The sequence below is a fragment of the Qipengyuania vesicularis genome (assembly GCF_019711415.1).
Taxonomy (GTDB): Bacteria; Pseudomonadota; Alphaproteobacteria; order Sphingomonadales; family Sphingomonadaceae; genus Qipengyuania; species Qipengyuania vesicularis.
Window position 1 is genome coordinate 693690 of sequence record NZ_JAIGNJ010000001.1, and the last position, 19191, is coordinate 712880.

Sequence of the window (19191 nt, forward strand, 5' to 3'; positions counted from 1 at the left end):
TCAATCAACTCTCTCGGCCAGCCGAGCACGAGGTGAAGCGCGCCGAATACTAACCCTGCCACGAGACCAGTTATCGCGGCCTCGCGGACTTCGACGAGCCAATTCACATCTGCACTCCCAGCCGCTCGGCAACCGTGAAGATGTCCTTGTCTCCGCGCCCGCATAGGTTGGCGAGGATCACGCTGTCCTTAGGCATCTCCTTGGCGCGCTTCGCCACCGCTGCAATCGCGTGGCTCGGTTCGAGCGCAGGGATAATACCTTCGGTGCGGCAGAGGAGCTGGAATGCGTCCAGCGCCTCCTCGTCGGTGATGGCGGTGTACTCTACGCGGCCCGTGTCTTTCAGCCACGCGTGTTCGGGGCCGATGCCGGGATAGTCCAGCCCTGCGCTGATCGAGTGGCCTTCGGTGATCTGGCCGTCGTCGTCCTGCAGCAAATAGGTCTTGTTGCCGTGGAGCACGCCGGGGAAGCCGCCGAGGAGGCTGGCCGCATGTTCATCGCCATCGAGACCGTGGCCTGCCGCCTCGACACCGAGCATCTTGACGTCGGGATCGTCGAGGAAGGGGTGGAACAGGCCGAGCGCGTTGGAGCCGCCGCCGATGGCCGCCACCAGCAAATCGGGCAGACGGCCGATGCGGTCCTGTAACTGCGCGCGCGCTTCCTTGCCGATCACGCTCTGGAAATCGCGGACCAGCTCAGGGTAGGGGTGCGGCCCGGCAGCGGTGCCGATGATGTAGAAGGTGTCGTGGACATTGGCGACCCAGTCGCGCAGCCCTTCGTTCATCGCGTCCTTCAGCGTGCCGCGCCCGCTGGTGACGGGCACGACTTCCGCGCCAAGCAGCTTCATGCGGAAGACATTCGGCGACTGTCGCCGCACATCCTCTGCGCCCATGTAGATCACGCAGGGCAGGCCGAAGCGCGCGCAGACGGTGGCGGTGGCGACGCCATGCTGGCCCGCGCCGGTTTCCGCGATGATGCGCGTCTTGCCCATGCGGATGGCGAGCAGGATCTGCCCGATGCAATTGTTGATCTTGTGCGCGCCCGTGTGATTGAGCTCGTCGCGCTTGAACCAGACCTGCGCCCCACCGAGCGCCTCGGTCAGCCTTTCCGCGAAGTAGAGCGGTGACGGGCGGCCGACGTAATGCTCCAGCAAGTCGTCGAATTCAGCCTGAAATGCTGGATCGGCCTGCGCTGCGCGGTATTCGCGTTCGAGGTCGAGGACCAGCGGCATCAGCGTTTCGGCGACATAGCGGCCGCCGTAATCGCCGAAATGTCCACGCTCGTCGGGCTGGTTGCGGTAGGTGTTGGGATTACTCGCCATGTGGCCCTAATGCAGAGGTGTTGCGAACAAGTCGAGTGAGGCTTTGGTTTGTCCTCGACAAGCCGAATTCAAATCGCCATTCGCCCGTGCCATGAGTGACGAATTCAAGCTGCCCGAAGACTGCCAGACCATGCGCGACGTCCGCGCAGGCGTGGATGCGACCGATCGCGAGCTGATGACACTGCTCGACCGCCGCTTCGGCTACATGCGCGCGGCTGCCCGCATCAAGCAGGATCGCGGAGACGTGCGGGACGAAGCGCGCAAGGCGGAGGTGATTGCCAATGCAGTCACCGATGCGACAGCGCGCGGTTTGCCTGCAGAGGAGCTGCAGAAGATCTGGAACATGCTGGTCGAAGCGTCGATCGCTTACGAATTCGAAGCCTTCGATCGGGCCGACAGGGTCTGACCCGTCCCGGTCAGCGTGGGCTGATCCCGCCCGAACGCTGGTCGTTCATCGCGTTGGACATTTCGATCTGCGAGCGCCGCATCTCGTCCTGCGCGAAATCGTCGGAGAGCTGCTTTGCCTCTTCGGCTTCCGCGACCCACTGGCTATTGGGCTTGCAGACCTTCTTGGACCGCGAAATGCGCGATGCGGTAGGCGGCCGCGTCTTCTTGCAGATGATGGGATCCTCTTCAGGGCGTTCGCCTTCGACGATGATCGGATCATCCTCTGAGACGGCCTCATCGGCCTCCTGTGCGAAGGCAGGGCTTGAGCCGAGCGACAAGGCACCAGCCAGAAGCGCGGAACGCATTGCGAGTGATTTCATTGCGGTCTCCTTGCACGAAAGGTAACCGAAACAAGGAAAAAACACAAACGGCGTGCCTGGCGAGAGAAAGTTGCCCATGCGCCCGATTTTCCTAATCAAATCAGGCGCGAATATTGAAATCCCCGCGCTGCTAGGCCTTCGGTGCGCGCTGCAAGCTCGACAGGACACCTCGCAAGGTTCTCACCTCGAGGTGGTTCCATGCCGGCTTGGTCAAGACTCCGCGCAAGGTTCGCCTCGTGGCTTCTGCGCGCGGTTCGGGGAGGAAATAGCCCTTCGGTTCCAGCATGCCCTCAAGGTGAGCGATCAAGCCCTCCAGATCCTCCTGAGAGGCGGGCGGCAGCAATTCTTCCTGCGTTGGCTGGACGAGGGCTTCGTGCTTCGACCATTCATAGGCGCACAGGATCACGGCCTGCGCGAGGTTCAGCGAGCCGAATTCGGGATTGATCGGCACCGTCAGGATCGCACGGGCAAGGGCAACATCATCCGTTTCCAGACCCGAGCGCTCGGGCCCGAAAAGAATCGCGCTGCGTCCCTCTGCGCTTGCCATCTCCCGGCTTGCTTCTTCGGGCGTGTAGACCGGTTTGGTGACGCCGCGCTTGCGGACCGTGGTCGCATAGACATGTGCGCAATCGGCGACTGCTTCGGCAGTCGTCGCATAGACCTTGGCGCGCTCGAGCACGATATCCGCTCCGGCTGCCGCCGGGCCCGCATCGGGGTTGGGCCAACCATCGCGCGGCTCGACCATGCGCAATTCGGTAAGCCCGAAATTGAGCATCGCACGCGCTGCCTTGCCGATATTCTCGCCGAGTTGGGGACGGACGAGGACAATGACGGGTTTGCGGCTGTCAGCCTCGCTCATTGGCGGCTTCCTGCACCGTACTGGCGAATTCCTCGAAATCGCGAGCCTCGCTGAAGTCGCGATAGACGCTGGCGAAGCGGATATAGGCGACGCTGTCGAGCTGGCGCAGGCCGTCCATCACGAGCTCGCCGATCTTCTTGGAAGGGATTTCGGCTTCGCCTGCCGTCTCGACCTGGCGCTGGATGCCGCTGACAAGCTGGTCGATCTGCTCCTGCTTAACGTCGCGCTTGCGGCAGGCGAGCGAGATCGACTGCTCGAGCTTGCCGCGCTCGAACCCCTCGCGACGGTCATTCGATTTGACGACGGTGACTTCGCGCAGCTGGACGCGTTCGAAGGTGGTGAACCGGGCCCCACATTTCGAACACTGGCGACGGCGGCGGATCGAGGTGGCGTCCTCGGTCGGCCGGGAATCCTTCACCTGGCTATCGTCATGGGCGCAGAATGGGCAGCGCATCGTCTATCCGCGAATTCAGGGGCGCAGGCGCTTGTAGAGCATGAAACCCGCGCCTGCGACGCCGCCGATGATCGGGCCCACGACGGGCAGGACCCATCCAGCGACCGCGCCAACGGCTGCGCCGGTCAGAACGGGCTTGGTCGAAGGATGATCGAGACCATCCTTCATCATGCCCTTCAGTTCCGCCTGCGCGTCGGGGACCAAGTCATGATCACCATAATTGCTGCGCTCGTCCTCGGGTTCGCGATCGTCGGGGATATTGGCCATGGGGTGCTCCTTTAGCGGCCGGGGTAGACCGGGAAAGCTTCGCACAGCTTGGCCACACGGTCACGCACGCTCTGTTCGACCTGTCCATCACCCTCGGGTCCGTTGCGCGACAGGCCGTCGACCACTTCGCAGATCAGCTTGCCGATGGTTTCGAACTCGGCCTCGCCGAAACCGCGCGTCGTACCGGCCGGCGTGCCGAGGCGAATACCGCTGGTCACGAAGGGGCTGCGAGTGTCGTAGGGGATGCCGTTCTTGTTGCAGGTGAGCCAGGCTCGGTCGAGGCCGGATTCGGCTGCCTTGCCCGTCACATCCTTGGCGGTGAGGTCGACGAGCATGGAATGGTTGTCGGTCCCGCCGGAGACCACGCGTAGGCCGTTTGCCTCGATCCCGCGTGCCAGCGCACGCGCATTGGCGACAACATTGGCGGCATAGTCCTTGAAACCGGGACGCAGCGCCTCGCGGAAAGCGACCGCCTTGGCAGCGATCACGTGCATAAGCGGTCCGCCCTGAAGACCGGGGAAGACGGCCATGTTGATGGGCTTGGTCAGTTCTTCGTCGTCCCAAAGGATAACACCCGAGCGGGGCCCACGAAGGCTCTTGTGCGTGGTCGTGGTGACGACATGGGCATGCGGGAAAGGCGAGGGATGCGCACCGCCCGCGACGAGGCCGGAGATATGGCTCATATCGACCATCAGGTACGCGCCGACTTCGTCAGCTACCTTGCGGAAGGCTTCCCAGTCCCAGACGCGGCTGTAGGCCGTGCCGCCCGCGATGATGAGCTTGGGACTATGCTCCTTCGCGATTGCCATGACCTCATCCATGTCGATGAGTTCATCGTCCTTGCGCACGCCGTAGCTGACCGGATTGAACCACTTGCCGCTCATGTTGACCGGCGAGCCATGAGTGAGGTGGCCGCCCGAATTCAGGTCGAGCCCCATGAAGGTATCGCCCGGCTGCAGCAGCGCGAGGAAGACCGCCTGGTTCATCTGGCTGCCTGAATTGGGCTGCACGTTGGCGAAATTGCAGCCGAACAGCTGCTTCGCCCGATCGATGGCCAGCGTTTCGACCACGTCCGCATAGTCGCAGCCGCCGTAGTAGCGCTTGCCGGGATAGCCCTCGGCATATTTGTTGGTGAAGACGCTGCCAGTCGCTTCGAGCACGGCGGTCGAGGCGATGTTCTCGCTCGCGATCAGCTCGATCTTGTCCTGCTGGCGGCCCAGTTCCTTGCGGATCGCCTCGTAGATCTCCGGATCGGCCTCGGCGAGGCTGTCGTGCCAGAAACGGTCCATCGGGGTGCGTGCGGGGTCTTTTGCCTGAGTAGCCATGATCAGATGTCCGGGTTGGAGAGCTTGTCGACGCGGCGCTGGTGGCGACCGCCTGCAAATTCGGTGTCGAGGAAGGCGGTGACGCAGGCCTTAGCCATGTCGACACCGGTCAGCCTTGCGCCAAGCGCCAGGCAATTCGCATCATTGTGTTCGCGGGCAAGGGCGGCCGAAAGTGGTTCGGAGACCAGCGCGCAACGTACATTCGGATTGCGGTTAACGCTGATCGAGATACCGATCCCGCTACCACACAGGGCGATGCCGCGCTCTGCCGTGCCATCGGCCACGACGCCGGCCAGCTTGTAGCCGAAGTCGGGATAGTCGACGCTGTCCGTGGTCTCGGGTCCGAGGTCGGCAACCTCGTGTCCCTGTTCGATAAGCCAGTCGCGCAAGGTCGCTTTAAGCTCGATTGCGGCATGGTCGGAGGCGAGGGCGATACGCATGGCCAGCCACATAGGGACTACAGCCGATTCTCTCCACCCCGAAGACCGCCCTATTGCACACGAAAGTGCCGGAATCCGGCTTGGTTATGGCAAATAATTAATGAATCTCGCGTAGGTGCGCGCATATGAACATGTCCGCACACGCCTCTCTTACCGCCGACGTGGTTACCCGGCTTACGCCGCAACCGATCAAGAGCGATCCGATCGACCGCATCCTCAATGCGGTGCGCACCCATCTCGGCACCGAGATCGCCTTCGCCTCGCGCTATGTCGAGAATAACGAGAAGGAACTGACGCATGTCGATTCCGACCTCGACCTGCCCATGGGCCCGGGATTCCGCGATCCGCGCGAGAATAGCTATTGCTGGCACATCGCCGAAGGGCGACTGCCCGAGCTGATCCGGGACCCGGCAGATTTTCCCTTTACGCAGGATATCGCGATCACGCACTTCCTGCCGGTCGGTTGCCACCTCAATACGCCTCTGCGGCTTTCGGATGGCACGCTATACGGCAGTTTCTGCTGCCTCAGTCGCAATCCCGACCGCACCATGACCGAGCGCGATGTCGACGTGCTGCGCGCCTTCGCCGCGCTGGCAGTCGAGCAGATCGAGGCGAATGTCGAGACCGATTTCCGCCGTGAGCGGATCAACGCCCGGATCGACAAGCTGCTCGAAGAAAAGAGCCTCGATATCCACCAGCAACCGATCCATTCGATCCAGACCGGCAAGCCGGTGGGCGTGGAATGCCTTTCACGTTTCCCCGATGCGATGATGCGCAGCCCGGACAAGTGGTTCGACGAAGCCGCCGAGGTGGGTAGGGGCGTCGAACTGGAACTGCTCGCAGTCGAGGTTGCACTCGCCAATGTCGACCAGATGCCGGCCGGGTTCTACGTCTCGGTCAATGCCTCGCCTGAAGCGATCATGTCGGGCAAGCTCGCCAAGATCCTTGAACGCGCAGGCAAGGTGGACCTGGTCGTTGAAGTTACCGAGCATCAGCAAGTTAATGATTTCAACGCCTTGCGTGAGGCTTTGAAACCCATTTCAAAGCATGCGCGCATTGCCATCGACGATGTCGGTTCAGGCTATGCGGGCCTCCGCCACTTGGTGGACCTTTCCCCGGACCTGCTCAAGCTGGACATGGAACTGACCCGCGACATCCACCAAGACATCGCCCGCTGCGCGCTGGTCGGCGCCATGGTCCGGTTTGCCGAAGCCATCGGTTCGAAACTGATCGCCGAGGGCATCGAGAACGAGGAAGAGGCCGCAGTGCTGAAACGCCTCGGGGTCGAATACGGGCAGGGGTACCATTTCGCCAAGCCGATGCCGATGGCCGATGCGATCAAGCACCTGATGAAGAAGCGCTGAGCAAACGCGATACGAAAAAGGGGCGCCGGACCATGGTCTGGCGCCCGTTTTGCATTAGCAAATCGTTCTACTGATCGAGGAACGAGCGCATCTTGCGGCTGCGGCTTGGGTGCTTGAGCTTGCGCAGCGCCTTGGCCTCGATCTGACGGATACGTTCGCGGGTCACCGAGAACTGCTGGCCGACTTCCTCCAGCGTGTGGTCGGTGTTCATGCCGATACCGAAGCGCATGCGCAGCACGCGTTCCTCGCGCGGGGTGAGGCTGGCCAGGACACGGGTGACCGTTTCCTTGAGGTTCGCCTGGATCGCGGCGTCGACCGGAATGATCGCGTTCTTGTCCTCGATGAAATCGCCCAGATGCGAATCTTCCTCATCGCCGATGGGCGTTTCGAGGCTGATCGGTTCCTTGGCGATCTTCATCACCTTGCGCACCTTTTCGAGCGGCATGGAGAGCTTCTCCGCCATCTCTTCAGGTGTCGGTTCGCGGCCCTGATCGTGCAGGAACTGGCGCGAACAGCGGACCAGCTTGTTGATCGTCTCGATCATGTGGACCGGGATACGGATCGTGCGTGCCTGGTCGGCGATCGAGCGGGTGATCGCCTGGCGGATCCACCACGTGGCGTAGGTGCTGAACTTGTAGCCGCGACGGTACTCGAACTTGTCGACCGCCTTCATCAGGCCGATGTTGCCTTCCTGGATGAGGTCGAGGAATTGCAGGCCGCGGTTGGTGTACTTCTTCGCGATCGAGATAACGAGACGCAGGTTCGCCTCGACCATTTCCTTCTTGGCGATACGCGCCTCGCGCTCGCCCTTCTGGACCATGTTCACGATGCGGCGGAATTCGGGAAGAGCCATGCCGGTTGCGCTGGCGATATCGCTGATTTCCGTGCGGATACGGTCGATCGCGTCGGCTTCCTTCTCGGCGAAGGCGGCCCACTTCTTGTCCTTCTTGACGCGGTCCTTCATCCACTCGTCGTCGAGTTCGTTGCCGATATAGGCATCGAGGAAGTCGACGCGCTTGACCTTGTGACGTTCGGCAAGGCGCAGCATCTGGCCGCCAAGCGCGGTCAGGCGGCGGTTGAAGGCATAGAGATTGTCGACCAGGAACTCGATCTTGGTCGCGTGGAACTGGACGCTTTCGACCTCGGCGGTCAGCTGGTCTGAGAGCGCTTCGTACTTCTTTTCCTTGGCAGGCGGGAAATTCTCGCCGCGCCCAAGCACATCGACGCGTTCTGCCTGAAGCTTCTCGAACTTACCGAACAGATCCTTGATGCGCGCAAAGCGTTCGATGGCATCCGGCTTGAGCGCCGCTTCCATCTGGGCGAGCGACATCGTGTTGTCCTCGTCCTCATCGTCATCCGACTTGGACGAACCCTCTTCGCCGTCTTCGCCTTCGCTGTCCTCTTCATCATCCTCGTCGTCATCGTCGCGGATGGTCGGGCCGGCGGTTTCTTCGGAGATCTCGCCGTCGTCGTCATCGTCTTCGGCGTCGTCATTGAGCTTGTCCGCCGGAGGCTCCTTGGAAAGCATGGCGTCGAGATCGAGGATCTCGCGCAGCTGCATTTCCTCGTTGTTGAGCGCTTCCGACCACTGGATAATGGCGTGGAAGGTGATCGGGCTCTGGCACAGGCCCATGATCATCATGTCGCGGCCGGCTTCGATACGCTTCGCAATCGCGATTTCGCCTTCGCGGCTGAGCAGTTCGACCGCGCCCATTTCGCGCAGGTACATGCGGACGGGATCGTCGGTGCGTTCGCCGGTAGCGGCCTTCTTGGCGGCGGGTTTCTTGGCCGCGTCCTTTTCCTTGGCGGAAGGTGCGGGCGCGATTTCCTCGACTTCGTCTTCCTGCTCGGCATCCTCGTCGCTCTCGACGATCTGGACGCCCATTTCCGAGAGGGCTGACTGGATGTCCTCGATCTGGTCGCTGCTCATCTCGCCCTGCGGCAGGGCATCGTTGAGCTCGTCATAGGTGACGTAGCCCTTCTTCTTCGCTTTGGTGATGAGCTTCTTGATCGATGCCTCGTTGAGATCGATCAGGGGTGCGTCGTCGTCCTTGCCGCCTGCGCCGCCGCCTTTTTTACCAGCCATAGATATCCATCAATCCGTGCTACTCGTCGCTCGCAGGTCCTGAACCCTGCGCGACTTCTGAATCTCTTGCGGCCACCGAGGCGGCCTTTCGACTTGCCATTTGTCCGAGTCGCGCCTCGAAATCCAGCTTCCGCTTCAACAAACGCTGTTGTTCCGCGAACGCTCCTTCGGGGTCTGTCTCGAATCGCGCGGTTGCTTGCGCCAACGCGACTTCGAGTGCCGGCCTTTCGACCAGCAGTGACACGGCTTCAGCCAGATCCTCGCACGCATCAACCGGATCGGAGCCTTTATCGAGAAAGGCGAAATGGGTGTTTGCCGGTGGGGCGGGAAGGCCTTCAGGCAGCGATATGGGCGATTCGCCGAGCGAATCAAGCGTTTCCGCAGCGGCCATCAACGAATCTATGGCGGGGCCGACATTCGGGTCACGTGCGGCGAAGCGCGAAAGGGCAGCTTCGTGTCGCGCAATTTCGCCCGGGTGGAGCAACAGACCGTGGATCACGGCAGTTGCGAGAGCGTCGCGTTGACCTCCAGACATTGCGTGCTTGAGGCGCGCTGCCGTCTCTGGCGACAGGCGGGGAGGGGGTGCATTGAATCCACCCTTCTTCCACTCGCCACGCGGCTTGAATTCGCGCTGCGGGCGGGGTGGGAATGCGAAACTCGAGAAACGCTCGAGAAGTTCGCGCTTGTAGAGCGCGCGAATGTCAGGGTGCTGGATCGCCTCGACATGGTTCTGCAGCCGTTCCTTGAGACCGGCCTTTTCTTCGGGCGAGTCCAACGGCTGCGCGTCGCGCTCGAAAGCCCAGAGCGTATCTAGCAGGCTGGCGGGGGAGGACAGCAGCTCTTCCATCGCGCCGACGCCGTTGTCGCGGATGAGATCGTCGGGGTCCATTCCGGCGGGCATCCTCACGATCGAGAGAGAATGGCCCGGGCGAAGCATGGGCAGGACACGACCGATCGCCCGCATGGCCGCACGTTGTCCTGCATTGTCCCCGTCGAAGCACAGGATGGGCCGCTCGACCTGCCGCCAGAGCAGCTCGATCTGGTTCTCGGTCAGCGCGGTACCGAGAGGCGCGACTGCCTCCGCAATGCCCGCATTGGCGAGCGCGATGGCGTCCATATAGCCCTCGACCACCACGATCCGCCCGCTTTGCCGGGCAGCGGGTGCGGCGCGGTGGAGGTTGTAGAGCGTGCGCCCCTTGTCGAAGAGCGGCGTATCGGGACTGTTGAGATACTTCGGCCCATGCGCATCGGCATCGAGGATACGGCCACCAAACGCGATCACGCGCCCGCGCGCATCCTGGATCGGCAGCATCAGGCGACCCCGGAACCGGTCGTAAGGGTCCTTGCCCTCGACCTCGATCCGCATGCCCGCTTCGACCAGCATCGGTTCGGGGAACGAAAGCGCGCCCTTCAGCGCCTGCCTGTCGGAAGGTGCAAAGCCGAAACCGAATTCGCGGACTACCGCGTCCGAGAATCCGCGCCGCTTGAGATAGGCCCGAGCCTCCGAACCCTCTGCAGAGGCGAGTTTGTCGACGAACCACTGCTGCGCCGCCGCTGTGACGTCATGCAGGCTCGCGCGCTTTTCAGCGCGTTCGGCCGCACGCGGATCGGGGGCGGGGACCTCCATTCCGGCCTCCGCTGCCAGTTCCTTCACCGCGTCCATGAAGGGCATGCCGCGCTGATCGGTCAGCCAGCGGATCGCATCGCCATGCGCTTCGCAGCCGAAGCAATGGTAGAAGCCCTTCTCGTCATTGACGTAGAAGCTGGGCGTCTTCTCATTGTGGAACGGGCAGCAGGCCTTGAACTCGCGCCCCGCCTTCGTCAGCCTCACCGTGCGGCCGATCACGGCGGACAGCGTGGTCCGCATGCGCAATTCGTCCAGCCATTGGGGTGAAAGGGCCATCCCGCCTTCCTATCGCGAGAGGGTCCGGACCGCTAGTTCGACGGAGCTCCGTCTGCCGGTTTTTCCGGCGCCGGATAGGGGCCCCTCGCAACCGCCTGATTGCCATCGACTTCCAGCAGATAGGCATCTGCAGGCCCGACAGGCGGCTGTGTGGATTGCCACCAGAAGGTAATCGTCGTGCCCGGTGTCCAGCCGTCGCCTTCGACGACGCGCCAGATGAGGTGTCCATCGTCGCTGGTGATCGAAATCGCGTCCTCGCCGCCCAGCGCCGCGAGAGCCTGGGCGCTGGAATAGCCGACGGCACGATTGAATCCGTGAGCCTTGCCGGTCATCCGGAACAGCGTTGGCGGGCTTTCGACTACCTCGGGACCCTCAGCCGGCTGTTCGTTCGCCGCCTCGGATTCTGAAAGCGTCACCTGGTGGACATAGGTGTAGATCGTGTCTTCCGGCATCTGGCCAGGTTTGCATTCGCTCGTCCCCTCGGGACAGGCCACGAAGCTGACCATCTTGCCGATCTCGCGATTGCCCGCGCTTAGCGTCGTCCTGACCTCGGGACCCTGAGGCCCGACGATGCGCGCGCCAAGTGTCGACAGATCGAGATCCGCCGCCGCCAGCGTGCGGGGCTGTGCGACGGTCGGGGTGGGCGCAGGCTCGGCCTCGCTCTCGCGATCCGAGCAACCGATGAGCGCGAGCGGCGCGAGGAGGAGCAGGCGCTTCAAGAGAGCGCCTCCTTCACGAGGCCGCTGGCCTTCGTCATGTCCAGACTTGCCCCGTGCCGAGCCTTGAGTTCGCCCATGACGCGGCCCATGTCCTTCATGCCTTCGGCGCCGGTATCCGCCTTGATCTGGGCAATGGCCGCGCGGGTTTCCTCCTCGCTCATCTGCTTGGGCAGGAATTCCTCGATGACGGCCAGCTCGGCCTTTTCCTTGTCGGCAAGTTCCTGTCGGCCACCGCCTTCGTACATCTCGATCGATTCCCGGCGCTGCTTGGCCATCTTCATCAGCACGTCGGTGACGAGGTCATCGTCCTCCGGCTTCTTGTCCGAAGTGCGCAGCTCGATATCGCGATCCTTGATCTTGGCACCGATCAGGCGCAGCGCGGCAGTGCGCTCCTTGTCCTTCGCCTTCATGGCGGTGACGGTTTCGGACTGGATTTTCTCGCGGAGCATTTCGCCTCTTTTCGCCTAACCTGTGGAAGTTTCGTGGCTCATGTAGTGGAAGGGCGTAGAAAGCCAAGTGTTCCGCTTGACGGGAACCACTGGGGCCCCTAGCGGCTGGGACTTAGCACACATCGCTGGAAACCCCTGACCCGGAGCGCCCATGGCCCTGTCCGCATTCTCGCACGCGCAACCCAAAGGCGCGACTGGCGTTATCGTATTCGCGGACGGCACCTGTATCTGGGGAAAGGGATTTGGAGCGAGCGGCAGCGCGGTTGGTGAAGTCTGCTTCAACACCTCCATGACCGGCTACCAGGAAGTTATGACCGATCCTTCCTACGACAGCCAGATCGTCACCTTCACATTCCCGCACATCGGCAATGTCGGTGCGAACGAGGAAGACGTGGAGAGCCGCGGTCTCGGAGCGGTCGGCTGCATCGTAAGGCAGGACATCACCCCGCACTCGAACTTCCGCGCGAGCGACGAGTTCGTCGAGTGGTGCAAGCGTCATGGCAAGATCGGCCTAGCCGGCGTCGACACGCGCGCGCTCACGCGCCGTATCCGTGTGCAGGGCGCACCCAATGCCGTGATCGCGCATAATCCGCGCGGGCAGTTCGACCTGAAGGCGCTGAAGAAACAGGCCGCAGAATGGAGCGGTCTCGAAGGTCTTGATCTCGTCCCATCCGTTACGCGTGAGGATCGCGAGGACTGGGGCGGCGGTTTCTGGCAGCTCGGCAAGGGCTACGCGCGCGCCTCCTGGGAAGGAAAGCCGCATGTCGTCGCGATCGATTACGGTGCGAAGGACAACATCTTCCGCAACCTCGTGAAGGCAGGGGCAAAGGTCACAGTCGTGCCTGCGCGGACCGGCCTCGACGATATCCTCGCCCTCGAACCCGATGGCGTCTTCCTGTCGAACGGCCCCGGCGATCCGGCGGCTACGGGCGAATACGCCGTTCCCGTGATCAAGGGCCTGCTCGATCGCGACGTTCCGCTATTCGGCATATGCCTTGGCCACCAGATGCTGGCACTGGCCGCAGGGGCAAAGACCGCGAAGATGTTCCAGGGCCACCGCGGCGCCAATCACCCGGTCCAGCGCGTGGGCGAGGGCTGGGGCGAGAGCACCGGCCTCGTCGAGATTACCAGCATGAACCACGGCTTCGCGGTCGATGCGGATACGCTGCCCGACAATGTCGAGCAGACCCACGTCTCGCTCTTCGACGGCACCAATTGCGGTATCTCCATCAGGGGCAAGAAGGCCTTCGGTGTCCAGTATCACCCCGAGGCCAGCCCGGGCCCGCAGGACAGTTTCTACCTGTTCGAGAAATTCGTGGGGATGCTCGGGTGACGGAGAAAGGAAACGGATCGATGACCATTCGCGCTGGAGCTCTAAGGCTCGCAACTCTTACGCTAACCTTTGCGGTCGCGGCCTGCGGGAGCGCGAATGGCGATCAGGCTAGCGGGGGATCCGCCGGCGCAAGTCCAAGCCGCGAATGGACCTCCACCATGGATGGTGACGACCTGCGCCTGCACCGCAAGCTCGACCGTCTGACGCTGAGTTATACGCTTTCGCCGGGTCGAGAAGGGCCGCAGGCCAAAATTCTTGCTGAGGCATCGCCTTGCCTTGGCGGCAAGGGCAAGCAGCTGGCCGATGACCAGTACACGGCAGACTATTTCGACGATGCCAGCGCCATCTCCGATATCCGCGATCGCTTCGATGGCGTTGTCGGCCGTATCAACGATTTGTGCGACGTCCCCCAGGAAACCATCGATGAAATCCAGAGCGGGTTCGACGGTCTCTACTTCCGCTCGGCCTCCGACCGCGCTGCCTTCGCCGACCAGTAACCGAAAGTCCCCATGCCCAAACGCACCGACATCTCCTCGATCCTCGTAATCGGCGCCGGCCCGATCATCATCGGCCAGGCCTGCGAGTTCGACTATTCCGGCACCCAGGCGATCAAGGCGCTGAAGGAGGAGGGATATCGGGTCATCCTGGTCAACTCCAACCCGGCCACGATTATGACCGATCCGGAAATGGCCGATGCGACCTACGTCGAGCCGATCACGCCAGAGATCGTCGCCAAGATCATTGAGAAAGAGCGGCCCGATGCGGTGCTGCCGACCATGGGTGGGCAGACGGCGCTGAACTGCGCGCTGAGCCTCAATAAGGACGGCACGTTGGAGAAGTTCGGCGTCAAGATGATCGGCGCCGACGCCAAGGCGATCGACAAGGCCGAGGACCGCCAGCAGTTCCGCGAGGCGATGGACAAGATCGGCCTCGAAAGCGCGCGCAGTGGCATCGCGCATTCGGTCGAGGATGCCTACAAGGTGCTTGAAACAACCGGCCTCCCGGCGATCATCCGCCCAAGCTTCACGCTCGGCGGCACGGGTGGAGGCATCGCGTACAACAAGGCCGAATTCGAGCGGATCGTGCGCGAGGGTCTCGATGCTTCGCCTACTACCGAAGTCCTGATCGAGGAATCGCTTCTCGGCTGGAAAGAGTACGAGATGGAGGTGGTGCGCGACCGGAAGGACAATTGCATCATCATCTGTTCAATCGAGAATGTCGATCCGATGGGCGTGCATACGGGCGACTCCATCACAGTCGCCCCGGCTCTCACGCTGACCGACAAGGAATACCAGATCATGCGCACCGCCTCGATTGAGGTGCTGCGTGAAATCGGCGTCGAAACAGGTGGTTCGAACGTACAGTTCGCAGTCAATCCCAAGGATGGCCGCCTGATTGTGATCGAGATGAACCCGCGTGTTTCGCGGTCCTCGGCGCTCGCATCGAAGGCGACTGGCTTCCCCATCGCTCGCGTCGCGGCGAAGCTCGCGGTGGGATACACGCTCGACGAGATCCAAAACGAGATTACCGGCGCGACGCCTGCCAGTTTCGAGCCGACGATCGACTATGTCGTGACCAAGATCCCGCGCTTCGCCTTCGAGAAGTTCAAGGGCTCGAAAAACGAGCTATCGACCGCGATGAAGTCAGTCGGCGAGGTCATGGCCATCGGTCGGTGTTTCGCGGAATCCATGCAGAAGGCGTTGCGCGGGCTCGAGACTGGCCTCGACGGCTTCAACCGCGTGCCCGAGCTGGAGAACGTCAGCCGCGAGAAGATCACCGCCGCGCTGAGTCAGAGAACTCCGGACCGCATCCTCAAGATCGCGCAGGCTTTCCGCGAGGATTTCACGGTCGAGGAGATCAACCAGATCACCGGTTTCGACCCCTGGTTCCTGCGCCAGATCGAAGCGATCATCTACGAAGAGAAGATGCTCGGCCACAACGGCCTGCCGCGTGATGAAGCGGAGATGCGCCGCCTCAAGGCGATGGGCTTCTCCGACAAGCGCCTCGCCACATTGGCGGTGCGATCCGTGGGTGTTGCAGGTGGTCTTGCAGAGACGCAGGCGCGCCGTTCGGGCCTACTGCACGATGCCCTGCGCGCCATGGCGGGCGCAACGAGCGAGCAAGAAGTGCGCGATCTGCGCCATCGGCTTGGCGTTTATCCAGTCTACAAGCGGATCGATAGTTGCGCGGCAGAGTTCGAGGCGATCACGCCTTATATGTACTCGACCTACGAGGCGCCCAGCTTCGGCGAGGCGGAGGATGAGGCCGACCCGAGCGAGCGCCGGAAGATCGTCATCCTCGGCGGCGGTCCGAACCGGATCGGGCAGGGCATCGAGTTCGACTATTGCTGCGTCCACGCCTGTTTCGCGCTCGCCGAGGCCGGGTTCGAGACGATTATGGTCAACTGCAACCCGGAAACGGTCTCGACCGATTACGACACCTCCGATCGCCTATATTTCGAGCCGCTGACCGAGGAAGATGTCCTCGAAATCATGCGAGTAGAAATGTCCAAGGGCGAAGTTGTCGGCGTGATCGTGCAGTTCGGCGGTCAGACGCCCTTGAAGCTTGCCGCAGCGCTCGAACGTGAAGGCATTCCGATCCTCGGCACAAGCCCCGACGCGATCGATCTTGCCGAAGACCGTGAACGCTTCGCCAAACTGGTGAACAAGCTCAAGCTCAAACAGCCGCTCAACGGTATCGCCAAGAGCCGCGACGAGGCCGCTGCTGCTGCCGCGCGGATCGGCTATCCCGTCCTGCTGCGGCCGAGCTACGTTCTTGGCGGCCGCGCCATGGAGATCGTCGACAGCGAGCCGCAACTCGACGACTATATCAACACTGCCGTCAACGTCTCTGGCGACAGTCCGGTGCTGGTCGACCAGTACCTGCGCGATGCTGTCGAATGCGACGTGGACGTGATCGCCGATGGCGAGGACGTTCGCATTGCGGGTGTCATGCAGCACATCGAGGAGGCTGGTGTGCACTCGGGCGACAGCGCCTGCACCCTGCCGCCCTACAGCCTGTCCGATGAGATCGTTGAAGAGATGGAGCGCCAGGCGACCGAGCTTGCGCGGGCATTGAATGTGCGCGGCCTCATGAACGTGCAGTTCGCGGTCAAGGATGATGAGGTTTACCTGATCGAGGTGAACCCGCGCGCCAGCCGCACGGTGCCTTTCGTCGCGAAGGCCATCGGTCAGCCGGTCGCCAAGGTCGCCGCGCGCGTCATGGCAGGCGAGAAGCTGGCCGATTTCGAACCCTTCAACCTGCGCCCAGAACATATGGCGGTGAAAGAAGCCGTTTTCCCCTTCGCGCGCTTCCCGGGCGCCGATCCGGTTCTTTCGCCCGAGATGAAGTCGACAGGCGAGGTGATGGGTATCGACCGCGATTTCCCTGCCGCCTTCTTCAAGTCGCAGCTCGGCGCAGGCATGAACTTGCCGCGTGAGGGCACGCTTTTTGTGTCGGTAAAGGACAGCGACAAGGAAGTGATCGTCCCGGCCGTCAAAACGATGCTGGAGCAGGGCTTCCGCGTGATCGCAACCGGCGGGACCCAGCGCTTCCTGTCGGACAAGGGCCTCGACATCGAACGGGTAAACAAGGTCGCCGAGGGGCGGCCGCATATTGTCGACGCGATTATCGATGGCGAAGTGGCCCTGATCTTCAATACCACAGAGGGATGGCAGTCGCTGCTGGACAGTAAATCGATCCGCGAAGCGGCGCTGGAAAAGAAGTTGCCGTACTATACCACCGCCGCTGCGAGCCTCGCTACGGCGCGGGCGATTGCAGAGGTTTCGACCGAGCAGCTTGAAGTGCGTTCATTGCAAGACTATTATAGCTGACAAGAACACACGCGTACTCCTTCCAAACATTCGACCACGACAGGCTCCGCAAGTTTGCGGACCGGGGTCGAATTGTCCGGAAAGGGACGCAAAGCAGGAAGGAAATTGGCCCATGGATAAGGTGCCTATGCTGGCAGAGGGCTATGAGAAGCTGACCGCAGACCTCAAGGTGCTGCGTGCCGAACGTCCGAAGATCGTCGATGCGATCGAGGAAGCGCGCGCGCATGGCGATCTCTCCGAAAACGCCGAATATCACGCGGCCAAGGAGCGCCAGGGCCAGGTCGAAGCCATGATCGGCGATCTGGAAGACAAGATCAGCCGGGCACAGATCATCGACCCGACCACCCTGTCGGGCGACAAGGTCATCTTCGGCGCGACCGTCACGCTTCTCGATGAAAACGACAAGCCGGTGAAATACCAGATCGTCGGCCAGACCGAAGCCGATGCGAGCAAGGGCCGCATCAGCTACACTTCGCCCATCGCGCGCGCGCTGATCGGCAAGCAAGTGGAAGAGGAAGTCGAAGTCACCGTGCCGAGCGGCGACAAGTTCTACCTGATCGACAAGATCGAATTCGTGTGAAGTTTGTGTGTGTTCCCGCGCAGGCGGGAACCTCATTGAATATCGCGCTAAGCCGCCTGAGGCCCCCGCCTGCGCGAGGGATCAAGGTCGCCACCGTTACAGCGCGCGCTTCTTCTTGGGCGCTGCGGGCTCTATCTCGCGAACCATCGCCCAGTTGGTGATCTCGACACCGTCGATTTCGAAGGTCCGCTTCTTCATCGCGGTATAGCCAGCGCTCTCGAAGGCCGGCTTCGCAATCTCGCTTGCCTCGGTGAAGAGGTGGGTGATCCCGTTATACTTGGCAAAGAGCGCCGCCGTCTCCAGCAGGCTGGAGGCGATGCCTTCCTTCGTGTGATCGGGATGGCAGTAGAGATGGTCGAGGTGACCGGTCAGTTCCAACATCGCATAGGCGACCGGTTTGTCATCCTCGTCCACCGCGATGAAGATCTGTGTCCCCGCATCGGCTTGCGACTGGTAGACTTCGGGGCCTGCGAAGTTCGATAGCCAGGCCTCGACCTGTTCTTCGGTATAGGCCTCAGGACCTATGGCGCCAATCGCCGCGCGGCCGAGTTCGGCAAGCGCTTCGGCGTCGCCTTCCTCGAAAGAGCGGATCGAATAGCCCATGGTCCTGTCAGCCCTTACGCTTCTGGGTCCAGCAGCTTGTGCAGGTGGACGATGACATACTTCATCTCGGCATCGTCGACCGTGCGCTGCGCATTGCCGCGCCATGCGCTTTCGGCGTCGTCATAGCTCGAATAGACGCCGGCGACATGCAGGCTTTCCGGGTCGGAGAAGGTTACGCTGCGCGGATCGGTGACGCGGCCCCCCATCACCAGGTAAAGGGTCTGCTTGCTCTCTTTTTCTTCCATGGTCGGTTTCTTTCTCGCTACGGAATCGGGGGAGGAGATCGGCCCCGCCCATAAAGGAAGCGGCGCGACAGGCAAGCCCGTCACGCCGCTATCCGTGTTTGGTTTAGATTCGGTTTAGTTCGAGATCTTGGCACGCAGATCGCGATACGCACGCGAAGACTTGCGGCTCGCCTTGCGGCCGGACGACCGCAAGCTGTCGCTCATCGAATCGAGGCGATAGCCAGCGTCGCGCTTGATGCGGCGCGCCTGGGTGCCGGCTGCATCGCTAAGATCTTCGAAGCGATCGCCAGCACCTTCGATCATCGACAGGCCGTAGGCGAGGGCGGCGTCGGCTGCATAGCTCGCCAGCGATCCGCCACGGCGGCCGAGTTCGCGGCCACGGCGCGTCATCGCGCCAATAGCGAGGCCGATTGCCACGGCACCGGCGACGGTTGCGACCGGGTGTTTCTTGGCGAATTCGATCGCGCTGTCGGCGACATCCTTCGCTTGATCGGCAAAGGAGCGCTCTTCATTCCGGCGTTCACCGGCTTCGATGCGCGCACGCAGCTGGTCGCGTTTCTCTTCGTCAGTCAGCTTGCTGTCGGCGCTAATCGGGGTGACATTGCTTTTTGCGGTGTCGGACATGGGTAAACCTCTTGAATTCGTG

At 62.2% G+C, this 19191-nt stretch carries 20 protein-coding genes; 6 read left to right on the forward strand and 14 right to left on the reverse strand.

Going from position 1 to position 19191, the window contains the following annotated elements; all coding sequences use genetic code 11:
- Positions 1 to 103 precede the first annotated feature (103 nt).
- Complete coding sequence (gene trpB, locus K3146_RS03475; protein WP_221544785.1) at positions 104 to 1318, reverse strand: tryptophan synthase subunit beta; 1215 nt, start codon at positions 1316 to 1318, stop codon at positions 104 to 106.
- A gap of 91 nt (positions 1319 to 1409) precedes the next feature.
- On the opposite strand from trpB, the gene K3146_RS03480 reads away from it, so the two are divergent.
- On the forward strand, positions 1410 to 1724 hold the full coding sequence (locus K3146_RS03480; protein ID WP_221544786.1) for a chorismate mutase: 315 nt from the start codon (positions 1410 to 1412) through the stop codon (positions 1722 to 1724).
- A gap of 10 nt (positions 1725 to 1734) precedes the next feature.
- Here K3146_RS03480 and K3146_RS03485 read toward each other — a convergent pair whose 3' ends face one another.
- The 6 genes from K3146_RS03485 to rpiB form a co-directional block, all read right to left on the reverse strand.
- Positions 1735 to 2085, reverse strand: a complete 351-nt coding sequence (locus K3146_RS03485; RefSeq protein ID WP_221544787.1) for a hypothetical protein — start codon at positions 2083 to 2085, stop codon at positions 1735 to 1737.
- Positions 2086 to 2215: 130 nt separating this feature from the next.
- The gene (locus K3146_RS03490; RefSeq protein WP_221544788.1) at positions 2216 to 2944 is read right to left on the reverse strand and encodes an RNA methyltransferase; all 729 of its coding nucleotides are present in this window, start codon (positions 2942 to 2944) and stop codon (positions 2216 to 2218) included.
- Positions 2931 to 3398 carry a transcriptional regulator NrdR gene (gene nrdR / locus K3146_RS03495; protein ID WP_221544789.1) on the reverse strand — a complete coding sequence of 156 codons (468 nt, stop codon included), beginning with the start codon at positions 3396 to 3398 and terminating at the stop codon, positions 2931 to 2933. The genes K3146_RS03490 and nrdR overlap by 14 nt, the downstream gene beginning before the upstream one ends.
- Positions 3399 to 3413: 15 nt before the next feature.
- Positions 3414 to 3665: a hypothetical protein gene (locus tag K3146_RS03500; protein WP_221544790.1), complete on the reverse strand. Its 252-nt coding sequence runs from the start codon at positions 3663 to 3665 to the stop codon at positions 3414 to 3416.
- Between the two features lie 11 nt (positions 3666 to 3676).
- On the reverse strand, positions 3677 to 4990 hold the full coding sequence (glyA, locus tag K3146_RS03505; RefSeq protein WP_282098455.1) for a serine hydroxymethyltransferase: 1314 nt from the start codon (positions 4988 to 4990) through the stop codon (positions 3677 to 3679).
- A gap of 2 nt (positions 4991 to 4992) precedes the next feature.
- A complete protein-coding gene (rpiB, locus tag K3146_RS03510; RefSeq protein WP_221544791.1) occupies positions 4993 to 5430 on the reverse strand; it encodes a ribose 5-phosphate isomerase B in 438 nt (145 codons plus the stop codon).
- A 125-nt stretch (positions 5431 to 5555) separates the two neighbouring features.
- Here rpiB and K3146_RS03515 point away from each other — a divergent pair, with 125 nt between their 5' ends.
- The gene (locus tag K3146_RS03515) at positions 5556 to 6794 is read left to right on the forward strand and encodes a sensor domain-containing phosphodiesterase (RefSeq protein ID WP_221544792.1); all 1239 of its coding nucleotides are present in this window, start codon (positions 5556 to 5558) and stop codon (positions 6792 to 6794) included.
- Positions 6795 to 6861: 67 nt separating this feature from the next.
- Here the strand turns inward: K3146_RS03515 and rpoD are convergent, their stop codons facing one another.
- The 4 genes from rpoD to K3146_RS03535 are packed head-to-tail and all read right to left on the reverse strand — an operon-like array spanning position 6862 to position 11951.
- Entirely contained in the window at positions 6862 to 8880 is a 2019-nt protein-coding gene (rpoD, locus tag K3146_RS03520) for an RNA polymerase sigma factor RpoD (RefSeq protein ID WP_221544793.1), read from the reverse strand.
- 19 nt (positions 8881 to 8899) lie between these two features.
- A complete protein-coding gene (gene dnaG / locus K3146_RS03525; RefSeq protein ID WP_221544794.1) occupies positions 8900 to 10783 on the reverse strand; it encodes a DNA primase in 1884 nt (627 codons plus the stop codon).
- 32 nt (positions 10784 to 10815) lie between these two features.
- Complete coding sequence (locus K3146_RS03530; RefSeq protein ID WP_221544795.1) at positions 10816 to 11502, reverse strand: hypothetical protein; 687 nt, start codon at positions 11500 to 11502, stop codon at positions 10816 to 10818.
- Positions 11499 to 11951 (reverse strand): GatB/YqeY domain-containing protein, encoded by a 453-nt coding sequence (locus tag K3146_RS03535; protein ID WP_221544796.1) that lies wholly within the window; start codon positions 11949 to 11951, stop codon positions 11499 to 11501. The genes K3146_RS03530 and K3146_RS03535 overlap by 4 nt, the downstream gene beginning before the upstream one ends.
- Before the next feature lie 151 nt (positions 11952 to 12102).
- On the opposite strand from K3146_RS03535, the gene carA reads away from it, so the two are divergent.
- The 4 genes from carA (at position 12103) to greA (ending at position 17697) form a co-directional block, all read left to right on the forward strand.
- Positions 12103 to 13284: a glutamine-hydrolyzing carbamoyl-phosphate synthase small subunit gene (gene carA / locus K3146_RS03540; protein ID WP_221544797.1), complete on the forward strand. Its 1182-nt coding sequence runs from the start codon at positions 12103 to 12105 to the stop codon at positions 13282 to 13284.
- Positions 13285 to 13304: 20 nt separating this feature from the next.
- Positions 13305 to 13781 carry a hypothetical protein gene (locus K3146_RS03545; protein WP_221544798.1) on the forward strand — a complete coding sequence of 159 codons (477 nt, stop codon included), beginning with the start codon at positions 13305 to 13307 and terminating at the stop codon, positions 13779 to 13781.
- Between the two features lie 12 nt (positions 13782 to 13793).
- The gene (carB, locus tag K3146_RS03550; RefSeq protein WP_221544799.1) at positions 13794 to 17117 is read left to right on the forward strand and encodes a carbamoyl-phosphate synthase large subunit; all 3324 of its coding nucleotides are present in this window, start codon (positions 13794 to 13796) and stop codon (positions 17115 to 17117) included.
- A 112-nt stretch (positions 17118 to 17229) separates the two neighbouring features.
- Positions 17230 to 17697 carry a transcription elongation factor GreA gene (gene greA / locus K3146_RS03555; protein WP_221544800.1) on the forward strand — a complete coding sequence of 156 codons (468 nt, stop codon included), beginning with the start codon at positions 17230 to 17232 and terminating at the stop codon, positions 17695 to 17697.
- Positions 17698 to 17793: 96 nt separating this feature from the next.
- Here greA and K3146_RS03560 read toward each other — a convergent pair whose 3' ends face one another.
- From K3146_RS03560 to K3146_RS03570, 3 genes are all read right to left on the reverse strand, one after another.
- Positions 17794 to 18300: a GNAT family N-acetyltransferase gene (locus K3146_RS03560; protein WP_221544801.1), complete on the reverse strand. Its 507-nt coding sequence runs from the start codon at positions 18298 to 18300 to the stop codon at positions 17794 to 17796.
- Positions 18301 to 18314: 14 nt separating this feature from the next.
- Positions 18315 to 18545, reverse strand: a complete 231-nt coding sequence (locus K3146_RS03565; protein ID WP_221544802.1) for a DUF4170 domain-containing protein — start codon at positions 18543 to 18545, stop codon at positions 18315 to 18317.
- A gap of 114 nt (positions 18546 to 18659) precedes the next feature.
- Positions 18660 to 19169 (reverse strand): hypothetical protein, encoded by a 510-nt coding sequence (locus K3146_RS03570; protein ID WP_221544803.1) that lies wholly within the window; start codon positions 19167 to 19169, stop codon positions 18660 to 18662.
- Between the last annotated feature and the right edge of the window lie 22 nt (positions 19170 to 19191).